Consider the following 22,603-nt stretch of genomic DNA (forward strand, 5'->3'; position numbering starts at 1 on the left):
GGCTTGTCCGGCCGGATCCGAACAGGGATATGCTGCCTCCGGTTCGGATCTTGTACGACCGCGGCGGGCCGCCGGCCGTGCCGTCCCGTGCCGCAGCGTTGTTTCCTGAGCGCCCCACCGGGAGTCTCGTGGCCTGGTCCGCCCGCCCGGCGCTCCCCACCCCGGCTTCGGAGGCCCCGTGACCACCCCGCGCCCAGACCTCACCCGCGACGGATCCGCACCCGTGCCACCGCCCGGCTGCCCCGCGCACGACCTGGGCCCGGAGGGACTGCACCGGCTCTACGGCGCGGCGGCCGAATCCGACCCGCCCGCCCTGTACGAGCTGCTGCGCCGCGAGTACGGGCCGGTGGCCCCGGTACTGATGCACGGTGACCTTCCGGCCTGGCTGGTTCTCGGCCACCGGGAGAACCTCGAAGTCATGCGCACCCCGTCGCTGTTCTCCCGGGACTCACGCCGCTGGTCGATGTTCCGGGAGGGCCGGGTGCCGCCGGAGTCCCCGCTGAACCCGATGATCGGCTGGCAGCCGCTCTGCGTCTTCGCCGACGGCGACGAGCACGCCCGGCTGCGCGGCGCGGTCACCGACGGGCTGGCGCAGTTCAACCGGCACGGCATCCGCCGCCATGTCACCCGCCGCACCCGCCAGCTGGTCGCCGCGTTCGCCGAGAAGGGCGAGGCCGACCTCATACGCGACTACGCCGAACAGCTCCCCATGCTGGTCATGACCCAGCTCCTGGGCCTGCCCGAGGAGAACGGGCCCCGCCTCGTCGCGGCCTGTCTCGACCTGATGAAGGGCGGCGAGACCGCCTACGCCAGCAATGAGGCCGTGGTGGGGATCCTGCGGTCGCTGGTGCGCCGCAAGCGCGAGCGGCCCGGCCGCGACCTCGCCAGCTCGCTGATGGCCCACGCGTCCGGGCTGACCGAGGACGAGGTCGTGGAGCATCTGCGCCTGGTGCTCGTCGCCTCCAACGAGACCACGGTCAACCTGGTCGCCAACACCCTGCGCCTCGTGCTCACCGACCGCCGCTTCCGGGCGAGCCTGTCCGGCGGCCAGATGACCCTGCCCGACGCGCTGGAGCAGGTCCTCTGGGACGCGCCGCCGATCTCCGTCGTCCCGGGCCGGTGGGCCACCGGGGACACCGTCCTCGGCGGCCACCACATCAGGGAGGGGGACATGCTGCTGCTGGGCCTGACGGCGGGGAACACCGACCCCCGGATCCGGCCCGACCTCACCGCCCCCGTCCACGGCAACCGCTCCCACCTCGCCTTCAGCAGTGGTCCGCACGAGTGTCCGGGCCGGGACATCGGCAGGGGCATCGCCGAGACCGGCATCGACACCCTGCTCAGCCTGCTGCCCGGACTGGAACTCGACGCCTCCGTCACCGAACTGTCCACCAGCGCCGCCTGGCTGACGGAGCGGGTGGACTCGCTGCCCGTACGGTTCGCCCCGCGCCCGGAGCTGCGGCTCCCGACCGCGTCCCTGGAGGGCGCCCGGCCGAGACCGCCGGCCCCCGAGGCCGCCGGGCCGGACTCCGACGGCTCCGGCGACGCGCGGCGTCCCTGGTGGAAGTCGCTGCTGGGCTGAAGCCCAGCCCCTCGCGCCATCGAGTCCGTCCGGGCTCCGCGGCCGCACAGGTCCCCGTCCGCCCCCGGGCACGAAGGGGCCCCGCGGCCGCGGCGCCACCGGGGCTTCCCCGCGCCGGCGGCGCCCCATCAGCAGATACGTTTCAGCGAGGAGTTCACGCGTGGCGTCCGTCGGACTGGACCGGATACCCGTGGCCCCCGGGGCCCTGCCCCTGATCGGCCACACCCTGCGGCTCGGCCGCGACCCCCTCGGCTTCCTCCGCTCCCTGCGGCAGACCGGCGAACTGGTCCAGGTCCGGGTCGGCACCCTGCCCGTCTGCTTCGCGACCAGCGCGGCCCTGATCCACGAGATCACCGTCGAACGGGCCCGCTCCTTCGAGAAGGGGCGCCTCTACGACCGGGTCCGCCCCCTCGTCGGCAACGGCCTGGCCAACGCGAGCGGCGAGCTGCACCGTACCCACCGCCGGCTGATCCAGCCGGTGTTCCACCACACCCGGATCGCGGGATACGCACAGATCATGAGCCGCCGCGCGGTCGAACTGGCCGACTCCTGGGCCCACGGGGAGCGGCTCGCGGTCGACAAGGTCATGGGGGAGTACGCCGTCGAGACCCTGGCGGAGACGATGTTCTCCACCGACATCGGCCGGCCCGCCGTGGAAGCAGTCCGCCGCGACCTCCCCGTCATCCTGAAGAACATGCTGCTGCGCGCCGCCTCCCCGCGGCTCTTCGACCGGCTCCCCATCCGCCCCAACCGGGACTTCGACCGTGCCACCGCGCGCATGCGGTCCGTCATCGACACGGTGGTGGCCTCCACCCGCCGCGCGGGGCGCACCGGGCAGCCCGATCTGCTCTCCCTGCTGCTCGACGCGCGGGACGAGGAGACCGGCGCCGGACTCACCGACGAGGAGGTGCGGGACGAGCTGGTCACCATCCTCTTCGCCGGGACCGAGACCACCGCCTCCACCCTCGCCTGGGCGTTCCACGAACTCGCCCGCCACCCGGAGATCGAGCGGCAGGTGGTGGCCGAGGTGGACGAGGTGGTGGGCCGCCGGCCCGTCACCGCCGCCGACATCCCCCGGCTCACCACCGTCCGGCGGGTCCTCGACGAGACGATCCGGCTCCACGGCGTCACCCTGCTGATGCGCCGTACCACCGAGCCCGTCGAGATCGGCGGCCACCTGCTCCCGGCGGGCGTGGAGACGGCCTTCAGCCTGTACGCGGTCCACCGCGACCCCGCCGTCTACGAGAACCCGGACCGATTCGACCCGGACCGCTGGCTCCCCGGCCGCCGCGAGGCCGTCCCGCGCACGGCGTTCGTCCCGTTCGGCGCGGGGACCCGCAAGTGCATCGGGGACGCCTTCTCCTGGACCGAGGCCACCATCGTGCTGGCGACCGTCCTGGCCCGCTGGCGGCTGCGGCCCACCGGGGACCACGTCACCCGGGAGGCGGCGTCCGCGATGGCCCACCCCGACCATGTGCCCATGACGGTCCGGGCGCGCACCGACTGAGCCGGGCCCTGCCCGGCCGCTCCCGGCCGCCCCGCCCCGGCTCCGGGCACCGCCTAGGCTGGTCTTCGTGAAGGGCCAATTAGGAGAGCTGGAGGACGCGGTCATGACCGTCGTGTGGCGGTGGAACCGCCCGGTGACGGTCCGTGAGGTCCTGGTGGACCTCCAGCGGGACCGCTCCATCGCCTACACCACCGTCATGACCGTGATGGACAAGGTGCACCAGAAGGGCTGGCTCCGGCGGGAGCTGGACGGACGGGCGTACCGCTACACCCCGGTCTCCACCCGGGCCGCCTACACGGCCGCCCTGATGCACCGGGCGTGGGCCCTCGGGGACGACCCCGGGGCCGCGCTGACCGCCTTCGTCGGCACCATGACCGACACCCAGCGGGCCGTGCTCGCGGCCGCCCTCGGCGCGGCGGCCGGCGGCGGCCCCTGACCCGCCTCCTCGGCACCCCGTCCTCCTCGGCACCCCGTCCTCCTCGGCACCCCGTCCTCCTCGGCGGGCCGTCCTTCTCGGCACCCCGGCCTCCCCGGCGGGCCGCGCCTCAGACCCGTACCACCAGCTTCCCCACCCGGTGCCCCTGCTCCATGTCGGTGTGGGCGGCCCGGATCTGGTCCATCGAGTAGACATGGACGGGGCCCAGCGAGATCGTCCCGTCGGCGATCCGGTCCACGTACCGCTGGAACACCTCCGGCGGCAGATCGGCCGACCCGCCGCCGTACGCGCTCAGCCGCACCCCGCGCGGCAGGTACTCGATCGGATAGAAGTCCTTGACGATCCACTGGTTGGAGAGCATCCCGGTGAAACACACCGTCCCGTGCACCCGGGCCGCCGCCAGCGTGTCCGGCAGCGTCGGCGTGCCGACCAGCTCCAGCCCGGCGTGGACGCCCTCCGGCACGATCTCCCGGACCTTCGGTGCCACCGCCCCGTCGTCCACCAGCGGATGGTCCACCCCGTGCAGGGCGAGCGCCTTGGCCCGGTCCGGGTTCCGTGTGGTCGCCAGCACCGTCGCCCCCCTGTCCTTGGCGAGCGAGGCGGCGGCCAGCCCGAGCGCCGAGGTCCCGCCCCGGATCAGCAGCGTCTGACCCTCCCGCAGATCCAGCCCGGTGGTCAGCGAGCCGTACGCGGTCTGCAAGGTCTCCGGGAGCGCCCCCAGCGTCTCCCACGGCAGCGCGGAGGAGAAGGGGATCACCTGTTCGCGGGGGACGACCGTGTACTCGGCGTACCCGCCGTCGAAGGTCCGGCCCATCCCGCCCACCACCGTGACCACCTGCCGGCCCGGCTCCAGCACCCCGTCCGGGTCGGCGTCGACGACTCCCGCCGCCTCGATCCCCAGCACCCGGGGGAAGGTCACCCCTTCCGCGAGCCCCAGCCGGGTGTGCAGCTCCGAACGGTTGAGTCCGAACGCCTCCACCTTGATCCGCACCCAGCCGGGCGGGGGCTCCGGCACCGGCAGCTCCCGCAGCGCGAGCTTCTCCACCGGCCCCGGCTCGTCCAGCACGACGGCTCTCATGGTCTTTCCCACCGGTGGCCTCCCAGGATCGGCTTCGCCCGGGGCCATTGTGATCCGGTACCGCCCGGACAGGGCGCAGGGCCGCGCCGGACGCCCTCGTTCGGCCGAGGCACCCGCCCGGCGGTGTGCGGCGCACGGGTGCGTTCTTGCCCAGCCGGACACCCGGCCGCATCCTGGGATCGGGGGGCAGGACAGGGGATGCGATGAGCGACAACCGTACCGACGACCGGCACGCCCCCGTGCCACAGCCCCCCGGCCACCCCGTGGACCCCCTGGACGGCCCCGGCCGCTTCGCCCGGATACGCGAGGCCGAGTACGGGTATCTCGACGAGCGGCGCCATGTCTACCTCGACCACACCGGCGCGGCCCTGCCGGCCCGCCGCCAGCTCCACGCCCAGACCGAACGCCTCACCCGGGACGTCTTCGGGAACCCGCACAGCGACAGCCCGGCCTCCGCCCCCAGCACCGCCCTGCTGGAGCGGGCCCGGGAGCGGGTGCTCGCCTTCGCCGGGGCCGACCCCGCCGAGTACACCGTGGTGTTCACCGCCAACGCCACCGCCGCCTGCCGGCTCGTCGGCGAGAGCTACCCCTTCCGCCGGCGACGGGCCGAACTGCTGCTCACCCTCGACAACCACAACTCCGTCAACGGGCTGCGCGAGTTCGCCCGCGCCCGCCGCGCCGCGACCACCTACATCCCCCTCGACGGACCGGACCTGCGGGTGGCCGACGCGGATCTGCGGCGCGCGCTGCGCGGCCGCCGGGGCGGGCGCGGACTCTTCGCCTTCCCGGCGCAGAGCAACTTCAGCGGGGTGCGGCACCCCCTGGACTGGATCCCCCGCGCCCGCGAGGAGGGCTGGCACGTCCTGCTCGACGCCGCCGCGTACGCCGGGTCCAACCGGCTGCGGCTCGACCGCTGGCCCGCCGACTTCACCGTACTGAGCTGGTACAAGGTCTTCGGCTACCCGACCGGGGTCGGCTGTCTCATAGCCCGTGACAGCGCCCTCGGGCTGCTGCGGCGGCCCTGGTTCTCCGGCGGCACCATCCGGGTCGCCAGCGCCGAGGGCCGCTGGCACCGCCTCGCCCCCGGCCCGGCCGCCTTCGAGGACGGCACCGTCGACTTCCACGCCATACCCGAGATCTGTACCGGCCTGGACTGGGTCGAATCCATCGGTATCGACGCCGTCCACGACCACGTCACCCGGCTCACCGCCCGGCTGCTGTCGGGGCTGACCCGGCTGCGCCACGGCGACGGCCGGCCGCTGATCCGGCTGTACGGGCCCCGTACCGTCCACCGCCGGGGCGGCACCGTCGCGTTCAACGTCCTCGACGCGCGCGGCGCGGTCGTCGACGAGCGCGTCGTCGCCCGGGACAGCGGCCGGGCCCGGATCTCGCTGCGCACGGGCTGCTTCTGCAACCCCGGCGCGGGCGAGGCCGCCTTCGGGATCGGCAGGGACGCCCTGCGCGCGGCCGTGCACTCCGGGACGACGGCGGGTCTGGAGGAGTATCTGCGCCGCCTCGGCCTGCCGTCGGCGGGTGCGATCCGGGTCTCCGTCGGCATCCCCACCAGCGCGGACGACGTGGACGCCCTGCTGCGTTTCCTGGGGGCCGCCTACCGGGACCGGGTCCCCGTGGCCGACGGGCTGTCGCCGCGCACCAGCTGCTGACCGGGCGGCCGACCGTGCTCCTCGGGTGCGTCGGGTGCGTCGGGTGCGTCGGGTCGGCGGGGGCCGCGGGGTCGGCGGGGCCTTGCGCGTCGCGCGCCGAGCGGCCGGGCGGGCGTGGGACAGCGGCGGTGCACCACCCACCCCGCCATGAGCAGCAGCACGGCCGTGAAACCCGCGAGAATCAGCCAGCGGGTCCAGGGGGCGTGCGCGAAACTGTCCCCGTACGAGGCGAGCAGCGGCGGGCCCAGCGGGGAGGCGCCCCGCGCCCAGAGCGTTTCCAGATCCACCCCGGCCCCCAGGGCCTCGAAGGCCCAGCGGTTGCTCATCGCCGTGCTGAGCGCCCGCCCGGCCTCCGCCATCAGCGGCACCGGGACGAACGCCCCCGAGAACAGCACCTGCGGGAAGCAGAGCAGCGGCAGCGCCAGCGCGGCCCGCGCCGGGTCCGCGGCGGCCGCCGAGGCGAGCAGACCGAGGGCGAGCCCGGCGGCGGAGGCGAGGGCGGTGGTGACGAAGAGCGACCCGTACACACCCGCCCCGGCGGCGGGCAGCCGGTCCCCCGCCCGCAACACGACGAGCAGCAGCGCGTCCGCCAGCGCCAGCACCGGCAGCAACAGCGTCACCTTCGACGCGAGATAGGGGCCGAGCCGCAGGGTGGTGAGCCGTTCGCGGCGGACCACGCCGAGTTCGGCGCAGATCTGGAGCAGCCCGTAGGCGAGACCGAAGAAGAAGGCGCCGAACGCGATCCAGAAGAGCACCATCGCCGACGCCGACGGGCTGGGCGCCGCCGGGTCGAAGGCACCGGGCCGGAAGAGCAGGGCGAACATCGCCACGATCATCAGCGGTGAGCCCACGACGATCGCGGCGGCCGGCCGGTCCCGCAGCAGCAGTTCACCGGCGCGCTGGGTGAGCAGCAGCCACTGGGCGAGCGGTCCGGGGCGCCGGGCCCGCACGGCACCGGGGATCCGCCGGCGCCGGTGAGGGGTGCGCGCCGCACCGTGCCCGCCGCGGACGTCCCGGAACCCTTCCGCCCCCTCTGGTCCCTGTGGTGCGTCTGGTTCCTCCGTCTCCTCCGTCTCCTCCGGTTCCTGTGCCTGCCGTGCCTTCTCCGTCCCCTGCCGCGCTCCGGACGTCCCCCGGTCGCCCGGGGCGTCGGCCACGGCCGCGTACACCGCGGCGAAGTCCCGTACGCCGTAGCGGCGCAGCACCTGGCCCGGGGTGCCCGTGGCGGCGGGGGAGCCGTCGGGGCCGAGGAGGACGACCTGGTCGCAGCGGTCCAGATCGGCGGGGGAGTGGGTGGTGAGGACCACGGTGACGCCCCGGGCCGCGAGGTCGGTGAGGGTGTCCAGCAACCGGGCCCCCGTCGCCGGGTCCAGGCCCGACGTGGGCTCGTCCAGGAAGAGCAGCCGGGGCCGGGTCAGCAACTCGACCGCGATGGAGGCGCGTTTGCGCTCACCGCCGCTGAGGGTGCCCATCCGCTGCCCGGCGCGCGCGGACAGCCCCAGCTCGGCGAGGACCCGGTCGGCCTCGGCCGGATCGGCGCCCCGCAGCCGGGCGGCGTACGCGAGGCCGCGCCGCAGGGTGAGGCCCCGGTGCAGGATGTCGTCCTGCGGGACGAAGCCGAAGGGCACGGCGGCGGCGGCCGGTTCGAGCCCGTCGTGCAGCACCGCGCCGTCGGTGGGCCGCCGCAGCCCCGCGAGCGTCTCCAGCAGCAGGCTCTTCCCCGCGCCGCTGCCGCCCGCCACCCCCGTGATCCGGCCCGGTGGCGGGGCGAGGGTCACCCCGCGCAGGGCGTCCCGTCCGCCGCGCAGCCGCAGCCCGACTCCGGTGGCCCGGATCCGCGCCCCCTGGTCCACCGTGCCCTCGGTCCCTGTCACCGCTCACCGTCCCGGTCGCCGCCCGCCCCGGCACCGTACGCGGGGCCCGGCCGACTCCCCAGCCCTGCCCCGCCGCGGGACCCGGCACACGTCGGGTCACCCCGGCACGCCCGAAGTCACCCACGCGTGTCGCCGACCGGGCCCACCGGGCCGCTCCGGCACTGGTCATGGACGGCGGCCGCCGGGTCCCGGCGCGGATACGGCCCCCCGCCCCTCCCAGTGCGCGGCGGGGGCGGGGACAGGGCGCCGCGGAGGGCCGGTTGGCCGGATGCTTCCCTCCGCGGGGAGAAGCCGGCTCCGGACGATCGGGCGGCAGAGGCGGTGACGGGCACGATGTGCGTACGGGGCCCTGGGCCCTCGCTTCCGGATCTTGCTGGGCTCGCGTTGGCATGGCACCGCTCCTCTGGGCCTGGCGGCCTCCGTCCCCTCGGCCCTGGGGGCCTGGGGAGACCCCATGCACCAGATTCCGCTCCCTGATCCAGCCTGATCCGGAAGAAAGGCCCTGGGCGGCGGGACGTGCGTCCCGGCCGGCGGGCGGGCTCCTGGACGGTCCGGAGGGCAGCGGCGGGGCAGGAGCCCGCGACAGGGGGCGGCTTGACGGGTGTGGTGGCTGCGGCGGGCCGGACCCGGGAGGTCGCGGGCGCGGTCCCGGGCCGGGTCCGGGTCCCCGGCGGCGGCGTCGGCCGTACGCGGCAGGGTCGTCGGCCGGTGAGGGGGGTGGGTGTGGACGGGGTCGCGCGGCGCGGTACCCCGTCGGCCGGTGGTCCGGGGTGTCCCGCACCGCGGACCACCGGCCGGGCGGGAGCCTTGGGCGGTGGGCGGCCGCCGGAGGGAAGCGGGGGCCCGGACCCTCCCCGATATTGGTACGGACCAATAGGGTGGGCGCTGTTCAGGGCGCACCCCGCGCCCCCGGACCGGGAGGTGTCGGTGCTCGCTCGTCGTTCGCTGCTGCTGGGAGCCGGAGGGGCGGCCGCGCTGGCCGCGCTGCCCGCCGCCGAGGCCGTCGCCACCACCGGGGCCGGCCCGCTGCCGCTGCCCCGGCCGACCGGCGGCCACCCGGTCGGCACACTCTCCTTCCCCGTGGTCGACCACACCCGTACCGACCCGTTCGCCGGCCGCCCCGGGCCCCGTGAGCTGATGACGCAGCTCTGGTTCCCGCTGACCGGGGACGACCGGGACCGGGGCGCGGCGGCCCCGTACACCGAACCACCCACCGCGACCGTGCTGGAACGCTCCTGGGGCGCCCCGCCCGGCTCCCTCGCCCGGATCCGCACCGGCGTACGCACGGCCCGGCGGGCGCCCCGGCGGCCCACCCTGGTCATGATCAGCCACGGCCGGGGCGCCACCCGCGCGCTCACCACGGCCCTCGCGGCCGAACTCGCCTCCCACGGCCACCTGGTGGCGGCCGTCGACCACACCCACGACGCCGCGGCCGTCCACTTCCCCGACGGCCGCCTCGTCCTCGGCAACCTGCCCGCCGAGCCCGCCGACTGGGACGCCCAGGACCGGCTGGAGACCGCGGTGCGCGCCGCCGACCTGCGGACCGTCGCCGACGAACTGACCGCCCGGCGGCTCGCGCCCGCCCGGATCGGACTCCTCGGCCACTCCATGGGCGGCGCGGCCGCCGCCGAGGCCATGCGCCAGGACCGGCGCTTCGCCGCCGGACTCGACCTGGACGGCGGACTGTTCGGCACCACCGTCCCCGACACCGGCCTGGACCGCCCCTTCCTGCTGCTCACCTCCTCGCCGGAGCACGAGACCTGGGTCCGCTGGCGGGCCGCCCACCGCGGCTGGGGACGCCATCTCCACCTCCTGGGCGGCGGCCATCTCAGCGCCACCGACCTCGCGGGGTACGCCGGACCCCTCGGCCTGCGCGGCAGCTGGCCCGACCCCGTGTGGCGGGAGCTGTTCGGCACCCTCCACCCCGACCGGGCGACGGCCGCGATCCGCGCCTGCGCGGTCGCCTTCTTCGGCCGCTTCCTCGCCGGCCGCCCCGCCCCGCTGCTGCGCGGCCCCTCGGCCCGCTTCCCCGAGGTCGCCTTCCACTGGAGCCGGGGCCGCTGACCGGGGGAGCGGGCCTCGCCCACACCCCGGAGATATGGGGGTGCCCCCGTACCGCGCTGTTGTCGGGACGCCGATGCTCCCCTGGACTCCGTGGACAGGCCCCCGCCAGGTCGCGTCGTCGAAATCCCGCCCGCCCGACGAGCCCTGATACGGATCCCTCCCGGGCCCGCCGACCCGGGCGCTACCCCGCACCGCGCTGTCGCCGGCCGCCGCAGACCCCGATGCCCCGCGGGGTACGAGGGAAGGCCGTCCCCGACGAAGGCCCGCTGAGCCCCCCTCGGCCCTGCCGGTGGCCGAACCCGTCCGCCGGGACAGGTCCCGGGAACCCCGGACGGCGGACCCCGCCAGGCCCGCCCGCCGGGCGGACGGCCCTCCCTTAGGGCCTGTCTGACGGATCTTGCTGGGGCTCGCGTGCCCTGGCACCGCACTCCTCCTGGGCCTGGCGGCCCGGGTGGGGGTGCCACCGGCGGAGCCAGGGGGAGTACCCCCACCGCAGTGGCTCATTCCTCCGCCTTGCGATGCGTCCCCACGGCCCTGGGGGCCTGGGGAGACCCCATCCCTCGTCCACTGCGGGCCTGGGGAGACCCCATCCCTCGTCCGCCGGCGGGCCTGGGGAGACCCCCTGCACCAGACCCCGCTCCCTCACCCAGTCTGATCCGCCAGACAGGCCCTAGGGGGCACCCCCACCCTCCTCAGGGCTGTCTGAAAAGCGACGTGCCGTCAGCAGGCGGGCCTTGTCCCGACAGCCCCGACCCCACCCTCCCCGGGCCCGCCAACGGCGCGAAATCGCCGGGCCGGGCCCGGCGGCCCGTCCTCCCGGGGCCCGGTCCGCTCCGCCCGGACCGTCCCGGGTACGCCCAGCGGCGTACGAGGGTGTCCGTCAGGGGATGACGCGCCGGCCCGTACCCCGTCCCCATGCTGAGGATCCGTGGACGGCGGGCCCGGCGGACGGGCCGCCCGTCCGCCGTGACCCTTGGGACGGAAGGTACGACGGGTGCGCAGACACGGAAGGACAGCGGCCGGATGCTCCGCCGCGCTGGCGGTGGCCCTGGTGGCGGGGAGCGGGGCGGTGGTCGCCCATGCCGGTCCCCGGGCGGTCTCCCGCGCCGCGCCCCAGGGGCCCGGGGCCGTCGAACGGACCGGCGCGGGCGGGACCCCGCGCGAGGTCACCCTCCTCACCGGCGACCGGGTCGCCGTCGACGGCCGGGGCCTGGTCGTGACCGTGACCCCGGGGAAGGGGCGCGAGCGGATACCCGTCCGGATCCTGCGGACCGGCGGCCGCAGCCTGGTGATACCCGCCGACGCCGGCCCCCTGCTCGCCCAGGGGGTGCTGGACCGGCGGCTGTTCGACATCACCACCCTGCTGAAGGACCGGTACGACGACGCCCGTACGGACTCGGTCCCGCTGATCGTCGGCTACCGGGGTGCCGGGGCCGCGCGCGCCCGCACCGCGCTGCGCGCGGCAAACGCCCGCCCCGGCCGTGCGCTGCCCGCCATCGACGGCGAGGCCGTCACCGTGCCCAAGTCCCGTGCCGCGCAGACATGGAAGAAGCTCACCTCTGGCTCCGGCTCCGGCTCCGGTGACCGGGCCCGCTCGGCCGCGCCCGGAATCCACCGGATCTGGCTGAACGGCCGGGTACGCCTCGCCATGGACCACAGCGTCCCCGCGATCGGCGCCCCGGTGGCCTGGCGCGCCGGATACGACGGCACGGGCGTCAAGGTCGCCGTCCTCGACAGCGGCGTCGACCAGACCCACCCCGACCTCGCGGGCCGGGAGATCGCCGAGGCCAACTTCTCCGCCAGCCCCGACGCCGTCGACCGCAACGGCCACGGCACCCATGTGGCCTCGACCGTCGCGGGCAGCGGCACCCTCTCCGCCGGCCGGTACCGGGGCGTCGCCCCCGGTGCGCGCATCCTGGACGGCAAGGTCGCGAATGACGACGGAGAGGGCGACGAATCCCAGGTCATCGCCGGCATGCAGTGGGCCGTCGAGCAGGGTGCCGACATCGTCAGCATGAGCCTGGGCCTGCCCGACCGGCCCGGCACCGACGCCATGGAGGAGACCGTCGAACGGCTCTCGCGCCGCAGCGGCGCCCTCTTCGTCGCGGCCGCCGGCAACCTGGGCGGACTCGGCGCCCGTACCGTCGAGTCCCCGGGCACCGCCCCCGCCGCGCTCTCCGTCGGCGTGGTGGACCGCGCCGGAGCCCTCGCGGACTTCTCCGCCCACGGCCCCACCGCCGACGGCGCGCTCAAGCCCGACCTCACCGCGCCCGGCGTGGAGATCACGGCCGCCCGCACCGGCGCGGGCGGCGCACCGCACGGGTACGCCGCCGGCCGTGGCACCTCCATGTCCACGCCCCATGTCTCCGGTGCCGCCGCCCTGCTGGCCCAGCGCCACCCCACCTGGTCCGGACAGCGGATCAAACAGGCGCTGACCGCGTCCGCCGCCGACCGCGCCGGCACCACCGCCCTGCGGCAGGGCACCGGTCGGGTCGACGCCGCCCGCGCCGTCACCCAGACCGTGGTCACCGACGAGACCTCGCTCTCCCTGGGCGTCCGCCGCTGGCCCCACCACGACGACACCCCGCTCACCGGGCGGCTCGTCTACCGCAACCACGGCACCGCGCCCGTCACCCTCACCACCGCCGTCCGGGGCCACGGACCGGACGGCACCCCCGCTCCCGAGGGGATGTTCACCCTCGGCCGATCCGTGATCACCGTGCCCGCGCGCGGCACCGCCTCGCTCAAGGTCACCGCCGACACCCGCCGGGGCGGCACGGACGGCGTCCTCACCGCCGTCGTGGTGGCGAGCGGAGGCGGCCAGCGCGTCCGTACCGCCGTCTCCGCCGAACGCGAGCCCGAGTCGTACGACGTGACCTTCCGCCACCTCGACACCGGCGGCCGCCCCGCGCCCGCCGCGCGTACCGCCGTCAGCGCCGTGCCCTCCCTCGCCATGTGGCCGGAACTGGCCGACCGGGACGGCGACGGCCGGGTCACCGTACGGCTGCGCAAGGGCATGTACAGCGTCGAATCGGCGATCGACACCCGCTCCGGTCCGCGCCGGGGCACCGCCCTGCTGCTCGCGCCCCGGTTCGAGGTCAACCGCGCCACCACCGTCGTCCTCGACGCCCGCCGGGCCCGCCCGGTCCGGATCACCGCGCCCGGCGGCGCCCGCCCGGCCGGTGCCCACGTCAGCCACTACCTCGACACCGGCGGCCCCTTCCCGCACGGCTCCACCTGGCTGACCGGTACCACCGACGGCCTGCGCACCGCCCACCTCGGCCCCCGGCCCGCGCCGGGCTCCTTCACCGCCGTCATCGGCGGCCTGTGGACCCGGGGCGCCGACCACTACCACCTCGCCCACCCCCGTACCGGCACCTTCTTCACCGGACTCGACGCCACCGTCGACCGGGCGGACCTGGCCAGGACCGACCTCGCCGTCGGAGCCCCCGCCCCCGGGCGGACGGCCGCCGTCGCGGCCCTCGCCTCGTACCGCGACGGACCCGCCCTCGGGATCACCAGCCGGCCGGTGACCCTGCCCCACGCCCTGCGCCAGTACGTCTCCACCGCGCCCGGGCTCCGCTGGAGCCGCTGGATCCAGCAGTACGGCACCACCGGCGGCCCGCGCGGGACCCAGCTGCTCGGACCCGTGGAGCGGTACGAGGCGGGCACGGCACGCCGGGCGACCGCGAACCGGGGGATCTTCGCCCCGGCCGTCGCCTCCGCCGCCCGCGACGGCGACACCCTGCGCTGGTGCGCCCCGATGCTCACCGACAGCGGCGGTCACGCCTCCTACCCCGACGGCGCCCGCAGCCGGACCACCCTCTCCACCGCCGGCACGACCCTGCGCGAGACCGGCGCGGGCGGCTGCGAGCTGGGGGAGGAGCACCGGGTGGGCCGGCTGCCCGCCGGGCCCGCCCGCTACCTCCTGCGCCAGGAGGTGGAGCAGCCGCCCACGGTGTCCCGGGTCAGTACCGCGGTGGTCGCCGAGTGGTCCTTCGTGTCCGGGGCGGACGAGCGCGAACTGCCGCTCTCCACGGTCCGGATCACCCCGCGGCTGACCGCCGCGAGCACCGCGCGCGCCGGGACCCGGCTGACGGTGCCGCTCCGGATCGACGGACCCGCCACCCGCGGGGGCGCCGCCTCGCTGACCGCAGAGGTCTCCTACGACCGGGGCGCCCGCTGGCACCCCGTCCCGGTCGCCGGGCAGGGCTCCGCGCGCCGCGTGGCGCTGGACCACCCGGCGGCGGCAGCGTCGGTCTCCCTGCGGACCGTCCTCACCGACGGCCGGGGCAGCACCCAGACACTGACCGTCCTGGACGCCTACCGGCTCACCCGCTGAACCGCCCCTCCCCGGCGGCGGCCCCGCCGCCGGGGACGGACCCGGTGACCACAGCGGCACCAGGGGCACTTGGTGCTAGAGTGACGCCCGTACCGCATCGCATGGCGGCCTCTCCCGTACCGTTCAACCACGGAGGCAGCGTCATGCCCGTTTCCCTCACCGTGCGCCCCTTCCACCGCGAGGACCGCGACCAGCTCACCACCCTGGTCAACGCGCACGCGTCGGCCGTCGTACCCGGCGCCACGGCCTCGGTCAACACCGTCCTCAGCAGCCTGGAGCGCTGCCCCGAGGAGTACATCACCGACCCCTGGGTCGCCGAGCGCGTCACGCTCGTCGCCGAGCGGAACCGGCGCATCGTCGCCGCCGCCCATCTGCTGCGCTACCGCAACGACCCGGACGTCGGCGCCGACTACCGCGACACCGGCCACATCGCCTGGCTCGTCCACTACCCCGACGACTCCGACCCGGAGCAGGACCCCGCGGGCGGCGACGAGGGCCGGGCGCAGGACGCGGGCGAACTGCTGGCGTCCGCGTGCCTCGCCCAGCTCACCCGCTGGCACGTCCGCGCCCGCCACACCGACGGCGCCCTGCCCGTACCCGGTGTCTACGGCGTGCCCGCGCAGTGGCCGCATGTACGGGCCACCCTGGAGCGCGCCGGGTTCGTGCACACCGGCGGCACCGAGATCCTGCTGATCGCCCCGCTGACCGCACTGCCCCTGCCCGCCGGGTCCCCGCCGCCCGGCCATACCCTGCACCGGGGGCTCGGCGAACTCGGCACCACCCGCCTGACCGTCCGGGCCGGCGGCACGGACATCGCCCATGTCGAACTCGACACCAACCTCGACCGGCCCGAGCGCCACGCCCGCCCCGGCGGCACGGCGGACATCTCCGGCCTGGAACTCCCCACCGACCCCGCACCCCACCTGCTGCCCTGGCTGCTGGGGGAGGCCCGGCGCTGGCTCGCCCTCTGCGGTGTCGACCGGGTCCTGGCCTACGGCGACGAGGACGAGCCCGAGGAGAGTGCCGCGCTGCTCGCGCACGGCTTCACCGAGCTGACCCGGACGGCACGCGGCTGGGAACACCGCCCCGCCTGACCGCACACGGCCCCTGCCCGTGCCCTGCCCCGGACGGGACAGGGCACGGGCCCCGGGACCCGTTCCGCCGACCCCGGCGCGAAGGGCCGCAGGAAACGGGAGACGGGATGACGACGGGTCGCAGCGGAAAGCCGTCCACAGGTCCCCGGCGCTCGGACTGCCCCGCTCGCCAAAGAGCCGCGAACCGGCCGGAGAACGGCTGAAATTATTCGCCATGCGCTGTCCGCTTTTCTCTTTCGACCCCGGGGGAGAACGACCCGGAAACCACTCGGTAGACGCAGGAATCTCCTCCCGGGTTCCCTTCTTGACAAAGGGAATTCACAGCTGATGAGTTGTCTCCGGCACCGCCACTCCGGCGGTGCGCAGAAGAACCGTCGCCCCCTTGTTCCGGGAGTTCCCTTGTTCTTCCGCACGACATTTCCGAAGCCCGGCCGAATACCCCGGCCGCGCCGTTCCCTTCGTGTTCTCGTCATCGCCGCGACGGCCCTCGCGACCGCAGCCGTCACCGTCCCGCCGACCGCCGCCGACGGCCCCGCGCCGCCGCGGACGGAGATCCGGGCCGGATCGGGCGCCCTCTCCGCCACCATCCGCTACACCGAGTACGGCCTGCCGCACATCACCGCCCGCGACTACGCGGGACTCGGCTTCGGCACCGGCTACGCCCAGGCCGCCGACCAGGTGTGCGTCCTCGCCGACGGATTCGCCACCGTCCGCGCCGAACGCTCCCGCCACTTCGGCGCGGACGCACGGCCCGACGGCTCGCTCGCCGACACCCGGACCAACCTCACCAGCGACCTCCTCTTCCAGGGGCTGCGCGACAGCGGCACGGCGTCCAAGCTCCTCGACCGGCCCGCGCCCGCCGGCCCCGGCCCCCAGGTCCGGGAGCTGATGCGCGGCTGGGTCCGCGGCTACAACACCTGGCTGGCCCGGAACACCGTCACCGACCCCGCCTGCCGGGGCAGGGCCTGGGTGCGCCCGGTCTCCGTCCACGACCTCGCCCTGGTCGCTCACGCGCTGCACGCGACCGCCGGGCAGCAGATGCTCGCCGAGGGCATCGTCGGCGCCGCACCGCCCCCGCCCGGGGCGGCGGCCGGGGCCACCGCCGGACCCGCGCCCCACCCGGAGCGGACCGCCCGCGCCGCCCGCGACCTCGTGGAACGGGCCCGGGGCACCATGGGTTCCAACGCGGTCGCCTTCCACGGCTCCACCACCGCGAACGGCAGGGGCCTGCTCATCGGCAACCCGCACTACCCCTGGCAGGGCGGCCGCCGCTTCTGGCAGGCCCACCAGACGATCCCCGGCGAACTCGACGTGGCCGGCGCCACGCTCGTCGCCTCACCGATCGTCAACATCGGCTACAACCGCCACGTCGCCTGGAGCCACACCGTCTCCACCGGCACCCCCCTGACCCTGCACCGGCTGACACTCGACCCCGGCGACCCGACGGTCCATCTCGTCGACGGCCGGCCCGAGCGCATGAAGAAGCGGACCGTCACCGTCCGAGTCCGGGGCGGCGCCCCCGTCACCCGTACCCAGTGGTGGACCCGGTACGGGCCGGTCGTCACCGAGGCCGACGGTCTGCCGGTCCCCTGGACGCGGACCCACGCCTACGCGCTCGGCGACCCCAACGCCGCCCAACTGCGCTTCTACGCCACCTCGCTCGCGTTCGGCAAGGCCCGCGACACCGACGGCGTGCTGGCGGCGCTCCGCCGCACCCAGGGCCTGCCCTGGGTGAACACCGTCGCGGCCGACTCGCGCGGCGGCAGCCTCTTCACCCAGTCGCAGATCCTCCCCAGGATCACCGACGACCTGGCCGCGCGCTGCCTCACCCCGCTGGGCCAGGCCACCTACCCGTCCGCCGGCCTCGCCGTGCTCGACGGCTCCCGCGCCGCCTGCACACCCGGCCGGGACCCGGGCGCCCTCCAGCCCGGTGTCTTCGGACCGGGACGGATGCCCACCCTGAAGAACGCCCCGTACGCGGCCAATTCCAACGACAGCGCCTGGCTCGCCCACCCGGACCGGCCGCTGCGGGGGTACCCGAGGGTCTTCGGCGACATCGACGCCCCGCGCTCGCTGCGCACCCGGGGCGGCATCGAGGACCTGACCGCGCTGGCCGGACGCGGCGGACTGCGGATCGCGGACGCCCAGCGGCACCAGTTCGCCAACCGCGCCCCGGCGGGCGGCCTGGCCGCCGCCGACCTCGCACGGGCCTGCGCCGCGCTGCCCGGCGGCCACGCCACGGCCACCGACGGCACCCGCGTGGACATCTCCGCCGCCTGCCCCGCCCTGCGCGCGTGGGACCGCACGACGGACACCGGCAGCCGGGGCGCCCTGCTCTTCGACCGGCTCTGGCGGCGGCTGACCGACCGCGTCCCCGAGGAACGGCTCTGGAAGGTCCCCTTCTCACCGGCCGACCCCGTACGCACCCCGCACACCCTGGACACGGACCTGCCGGAGGTGGCCCGGGCCCTCGCCGACACCGTCCGGGAACTGCGGTCGATGGGCGCGAAGCCGGACGCGCGCTGGGGCGAGCACCACTTCAGCGAGCGCGGCGGCACCCGGATACCGGTCCACGGCGGCGCGCACCGGCTCGGTGTCTGGAACATGATGGAGGGCCGCTGGGACCCGGCCGCCGGCGGATACGCGGAGATCCGCCACGGCACCAGCCATCTCCAGGCGGTGACCTGGAACGGAACGGGCTGCCCGGTCGCCCGCACGCTGCTGGCCTACGGGCAGTCGTCCGATCCGACGTCGCCGCACTCCCATGACCAGACCCGGCTGCTCTCCGCGAAGAAGTGGGTCACGCCGCGATTCTGCGAGAAGGACATCCTGGCCTCACCCGCGCTGCGGACACTCACGGTACGCGAAGACCGCTGACCCGTAGCGGCCGTCGAAAGCAGAGGGAGCCGCCCGGAATTGCGGGCCGGATCGAGCCGGGAATGCGGAAGGAGAACGGAATACCTCCGGAAACTTTCCGGAGAGCGCCGGAGGAATTCCCCCGGCGCCCCGGCAACCCGGCAACCGGCGGCCCGGGGCAGAGAAGTGGCGGGCGGCACCGGAACGCGATTCCGGTGCCGCCCGCCGGCGTGCTCAGTGATGGTGGAAGACCACCTCGGGATGGCTCGCGGACGGCCCCGCGAGCAGCGGCTGCGGCCGGCCCCGCAGATGCCGGTCGAAGAAGGCCGTCACATACCGCCGGGTGAGGAGAACGGCCCGCTCGTCGGGCAGCGGGTCCCCGGGCAACCCGAACTGCCCCGCTATCACGGGGTGATCGGAGAACGTCATGTGCGTCGACCCGGCCACGGTCAGCCAGCGCTTCCAGCCGTCCAGCCGGGGCCAGGTCCGGTCCCAGCTGGTGTCCCGGCCGCCGGGCCGGTGCACGTCGTCGTCGGTGCCGAGCAGCATGAACGGCCGCCCGCGCAGCCCCTCGGGCGGCAGTTCGTCCCAGAACGCGCCGTCCATGTTGACCCCGGCGCGCACCCGGACGTCACCGGCCATCGCCGACAGGGCGCTCGCCCCGCCGATGGAGTGACCTGCCATGCCGATCCGCTTGCGGTCGATCACGGCGGCGTGCCGCCACACCGGCCGGGGTCCCAGCAGCCGGTCCAGGGCGAAGGAGACGTCCCCGGACCGGGTCGCGGTCACCACGCCCGGGTGCACGGTGCCGTTGAAGACGGGCGGACAGGCGGCGCAGTCCAGCAGCCGCCCGCCGGGCACGGCGATGCCGAAGGACTCGTACGCGTGGTCCAGCGAGGCGACGACGTAGCCGCGGCTCGCCAGCTCCTCCGCGAGATGGGTGAGGGTGAAGCGGGAGACGCTGAAGCCGGGGGAGAGCACCACCAGCGGGTGCGGTCCGGGTGCCGGGCGGGCCCCGGGCCTGCTGTGGGTGCGCATCGCGCCGAGCCGGTCCGCGGGCACGGCGGCTGCGATGTCCAGCCCCCGGGCCAGGGCCGCGGCCTCCTCGGTGGTGGCGTACGGCGCGGTGGGGCCGTGCCCCGGGGCACGGGCCGGGTAGTGGAGGGTGAGCATCAGCTCACGTCCGTCGGCGGCGGGCTTCCAGGGGTCGCTGCGGGAGCGGTCGACGAGATGGCGGATGTCGCTGCCGACGGGGTGCCCGCCGGTGGGCCTCGGCAGCCGGGCCCGCTCGGCGGTCACGGAAGGAGGGGCGGGAACGGAGGAAGCGGCGGAGACTAACGGAACGCGAACGGGAACGGGCGCGGGCGCGGCGGCGGCCGGGAGGACGGCCGCCGCCGACGACAGGGCGAGTGCCAGGGCGAGAGCGGCGGCCGTGGCCGGGCGGGTGGGACTGATCATGCGCCGACCCTAGGGCGTAGGGCCGCCCGGCGCGTCAGCCCTCGGGACCATGGCCCGCCCCCCGGTGTCCGCCTCAGGTGGCGCGCTTTCGGCCGAAGGCCCCGGCGGACAGGCGAAGGCCCCCGGCGGCGGTTGGGCCAGGGACTCCACCGCCGGGGGCCTTCGGGTTCTCGGGGGCCGGGACCGCCAGGATCAGCGGACCGGGCCGGTGATCCGGGTCAGGGACCCGGATCGGTGTCGGGCGTCAGCAGGCTCCCAGGTCCGTCCACACGCCCCACTGGCCGGTGGTGCCGGGCTCGTCGCCCTTCGTCCACCACTTGGCCTTGTAGTTGCGTCCCTTGTGCGAGACCGGGGCGTTGGTGCCGTACTCGCCCGTCGCGGTCCACGCCGGGGCGGTGCAGGTGCCGTTGCCCGGTCCGCCGGGGCCGCCCGAGCCGTCGGTGGGCTCGACCACGGTCACACCGCGCGCCAGGTCGGAGGCGATGCCGTAGGTCTTGCCACCGAAGGTGACGGTCCAGTTGGAGGGGGTGGACACCGGGGAGTAGTAGACGAAGTCCAGCTCCACCGAGGCGCCCGCCGCGAGCGTCTGCCAGGCCGGCAGCTTCAGCGAGACCCGGTGGAAGTCGCCCTTCAGGCCGCCCACGTTGTTGCCGGTGTGGTCGCTGCGCACGATCGTGGTGCCGAAACCGGACTGGTCCTTGGCGTTGTTCGGGGCGGAGGTCGCGTAGTCGAACTGGAACTCCGTGCCGCCGGGCAGCGCCACCTTGGTGTTGTTGGTGATCTTCAGCTTGGGGCTGATCGGGTAGTTGGAGTCACCCAGGGCGAACTGGCCGAAGTCCACGTCCACGTTGATCACGTCGGTGGGCATGGCGGGCGCCGGGGCGGACTTCTTGTTGCCGTACGGGGCGGCGGCCTTGAACTTGTCGTACATGGCGGAGGTCAGGGCGCTGCCCTGCTCGAACTGGCCCTTGGCGGCGTTCCAGTCGAAGTCGCCGGCCAGCTCCCACATCATGGTGCCGCCGATGCCCTTGTTCACCACGTAGTCGGCCTTGGCGGCGATGGACTGCTCGTCCTCGGTGGTGAGGAAGACCTTCTTCTGCGCGTTCCACAGCCACGGAGCGACCAGCGTCGAGTCGTACTTCCGGGTGTAGGTGCCGGTCAGGCTGGTGTTGGCGGGCAGGCCGAACTTCGGCAGGTAGTCGGGGACGATGCCCCGCTCCAGGTTCTTGGCGTGCCACATCGGGTTGAAGCCCGCGGGCGCCTCGACACCGTTGTTGTCGGTCTCGTGCCAGATGTTGTCGATGCCGACCGCGCCGTCACCGCACTTGGTCAGACCGGAGCCGGCCGGGCAGTTGGTCGCCGCCGACTTGCCCCACAGTCCGTCGGTGCCGCCCTGGACGTTCTTCCAGCCGCGGGAGTACGACGGCAGGCCGATGTTGATACGGCCGGCCGGCATCGAGCCGCGGAAGTAGTGGTAGGCCCAGTCGGTGTTGAGGTAGCCGATGCCGCCGTACTGGGAGGTGGTGTAGACACCCGCCCCGGCCAGCTCGGAGTCCTTGCCGTCGTCGAACAGCGCGGCCTGCGGGCCGACGTGCTCGTTCCAGGTGCCGTGCAGGTCGTACGACATGATGTTGAGGTAGTCCAGGTACTTCTGCACCTGGAAGGTCTCCATGCCGCGCAGCAGATAGCCGGAGGAGGGGGCGGCCACGGTCAGCAGGTAGTGCTTGCCGTCGGCGGCGCCCGCGCGGTCCAGCTTCTCCCGCAGGGTCTTCATCAGCGCGGCGTAGCTCTTGACCAGGCCGGCCCGGCGGCCGTTGGCGAGCGTCCAGTCGGCCGGGTGGCCCGCGTCCTTCATCGTGGTCGGGTACTCGTAGTCGATGTCGACGCCGTTGAACCCGTACTTCTTGATGAAGGCGACGGCCGAGTCGGCGAAGGTGTTGATGCCCGCCTGGTTCACCGAGCCGTCGGCGTTGGTCGTCATCGAGTAGAAGCCGCCGGAGTTGACGCGCTTGCCGGTGGCGTCGTCCGTGTAGCCGCCGGTGTCCGTCCAGCCGCCGACCGAGATCAGCGTCTTCACGTCGGGGTGCAGCTTCTTGAACTTGGTCAGCTGGTTGAAGTGGCCCTTGTACGGGACCGCCGGGTCCATCTCGGCACCCGCGACACCCGGCCAGGTCATCCCGGTGTTGGGGTTGTTCGGGCCGTCGGCGCCGACCGTGATCTTGTTGGCCGAGTCGATAGCCGCGAACGCGTAGTTGATGTGCGTGATCTTGTTCCACGGGATGTTGTTCGCGAGGTACGCCGGGCGGCCGTCCTTGCCGGTACGCCAGTTGGTGAAGTACCCGATGATGCGGCGCTGGTGGTCGGCGCCCATCTTCTCGCGGCCCTGGTTGTCGTAGACCGTGCAGTACGGGACGTCGACGCCCGGTGTGGAGTACAGGCCCTCGGGACGACAGGACTCGTGGGGGGAGGCGGCGGTGGTGCCCGCCTCGGGAGCGGGCGCCGCCTGGGCGGTGCCCGCGGAGAGGGACCCGGACAGCAGCGCGGCGACGGCCGCGCCGGCCGCGAGCAGCGAGGCCCGGGTACGAGTGGGGGACAGCAAGGGTCTGATCCTCCTGGTGGGGGGACCCGCACCCCCGGAAAGGGGCGCG

The 22,603-nt window shown here is 75.0% G+C and carries 12 protein-coding genes; 8 read left to right on the plus strand and 4 right to left on the minus strand.

All coding sequences use genetic code 11. The features are described from left to right. Window positions 1-178 precede the first annotated feature (178 nt). From SYYSPA8_RS03610 to SYYSPA8_RS03620, 3 genes are all read left to right on the plus strand, one after another. Complete coding sequence (locus SYYSPA8_RS03610; RefSeq protein WP_323445416.1) at window positions 179-1,582, plus strand: cytochrome P450; 1,404 nt, start codon at window positions 179-181, stop codon at window positions 1,580-1,582. A 160-nt stretch (window positions 1,583-1,742) separates the two neighbouring features. After that, window positions 1,743-3,089, plus strand: coding sequence for a cytochrome P450 (locus SYYSPA8_RS03615; RefSeq protein ID WP_323445417.1), 1,347 nt, complete (start codon window positions 1,743-1,745; stop codon window positions 3,087-3,089). Window positions 3,090-3,156: 67 nt separating this feature from the next. Continuing rightward, window positions 3,157-3,525, plus strand: a complete 369-nt coding sequence (locus tag SYYSPA8_RS03620; protein WP_323445418.1) for a BlaI/MecI/CopY family transcriptional regulator — start codon at window positions 3,157-3,159, stop codon at window positions 3,523-3,525. Between the two features lie 109 nt (window positions 3,526-3,634). Here SYYSPA8_RS03620 and SYYSPA8_RS03625 read toward each other — a convergent pair whose 3' ends face one another. Beyond that, window positions 3,635-4,603, minus strand: a complete 969-nt coding sequence (locus SYYSPA8_RS03625; RefSeq protein WP_323445419.1) for an alcohol dehydrogenase catalytic domain-containing protein — start codon at window positions 4,601-4,603, stop codon at window positions 3,635-3,637. A 203-nt stretch (window positions 4,604-4,806) separates the two neighbouring features. Between SYYSPA8_RS03625 and SYYSPA8_RS03630 the strand changes: the two genes are divergently transcribed. Next, the gene (locus SYYSPA8_RS03630) at window positions 4,807-6,267 is read left to right on the plus strand and encodes an aminotransferase class V-fold PLP-dependent enzyme (protein ID WP_323445420.1); all 1,461 of its coding nucleotides are present in this window, start codon (window positions 4,807-4,809) and stop codon (window positions 6,265-6,267) included. Here SYYSPA8_RS03630 and SYYSPA8_RS03635 read toward each other — a convergent pair. After that, a complete protein-coding gene (locus SYYSPA8_RS03635; protein WP_323445421.1) occupies window positions 6,213-8,141 on the minus strand; it encodes an ABC transporter ATP-binding protein in 1,929 nt (642 codons plus the stop codon). The genes SYYSPA8_RS03630 and SYYSPA8_RS03635 overlap by 55 nt on opposite strands. Before the next feature lie 927 nt (window positions 8,142-9,068). Here SYYSPA8_RS03635 and SYYSPA8_RS03640 point away from each other — a divergent pair. From SYYSPA8_RS03640 to SYYSPA8_RS03655, 4 genes are all read left to right on the plus strand, one after another. Next, window positions 9,069-10,205 (plus strand): alpha/beta hydrolase, encoded by a 1,137-nt coding sequence (locus tag SYYSPA8_RS03640; RefSeq protein ID WP_323445422.1) that lies wholly within the window; start codon window positions 9,069-9,071, stop codon window positions 10,203-10,205. Window positions 10,206-11,199: 994 nt separating this feature from the next. Then, window positions 11,200-14,547, plus strand: coding sequence for a S8 family serine peptidase (locus SYYSPA8_RS03645; protein ID WP_323445423.1), 3,348 nt, complete (start codon window positions 11,200-11,202; stop codon window positions 14,545-14,547). Between the two features lie 143 nt (window positions 14,548-14,690). Then, window positions 14,691-15,641 (plus strand): GNAT family N-acetyltransferase, encoded by a 951-nt coding sequence (locus SYYSPA8_RS03650; RefSeq protein ID WP_323445424.1) that lies wholly within the window; start codon window positions 14,691-14,693, stop codon window positions 15,639-15,641. 399 nt (window positions 15,642-16,040) lie between these two features. Next, on the plus strand, window positions 16,041-18,518 hold the full coding sequence (locus SYYSPA8_RS03655) for a penicillin acylase family protein (RefSeq protein WP_323445425.1): 2,478 nt from the start codon (window positions 16,041-16,043) through the stop codon (window positions 18,516-18,518). Window positions 18,519-18,731: 213 nt separating this feature from the next. Here the strand turns inward: SYYSPA8_RS03655 and SYYSPA8_RS03660 are convergent, their stop codons facing one another. Together SYYSPA8_RS03660 and SYYSPA8_RS03665 are read right to left on the minus strand one after the other, a co-directional pair. After that, a complete protein-coding gene (locus SYYSPA8_RS03660; RefSeq protein ID WP_323445426.1) occupies window positions 18,732-19,796 on the minus strand; it encodes an alpha/beta hydrolase family protein in 1,065 nt (354 codons plus the stop codon). Between the two features lie 403 nt (window positions 19,797-20,199). Further along, the gene (locus SYYSPA8_RS03665; RefSeq protein ID WP_323445427.1) at window positions 20,200-22,554 is read right to left on the minus strand and encodes a chitinase C-terminal domain-containing protein; all 2,355 of its coding nucleotides are present in this window, start codon (window positions 22,552-22,554) and stop codon (window positions 20,200-20,202) included. Between the last annotated feature and the right edge of the window lie 49 nt (window positions 22,555-22,603).

It is taken from the genome of Streptomyces yaizuensis (assembly GCF_034961445.1).
Classification (GTDB): Bacteria; Actinomycetota; Actinomycetes; order Streptomycetales; family Streptomycetaceae; genus Streptomyces; species Streptomyces yaizuensis.

Coding starts and splice junctions, on each gene's coding strand:
- SYYSPA8_RS03630 (WP_323445420.1), top strand. CDS start 4,807: ATGAGCGACAACCGTACCGACGACCGGCACGCCCCCGTGCCACAGCCC.
- SYYSPA8_RS03625 (WP_323445419.1), bottom strand. CDS start 4,603: ATGAGAGCCGTCGTGCTGGACGAGCCGGGGCCGGTGGAGAAGCTCGCG.
- SYYSPA8_RS03650 (WP_323445424.1), top strand. CDS start 14,691: ATGCCCGTTTCCCTCACCGTGCGCCCCTTCCACCGCGAGGACCGCGAC.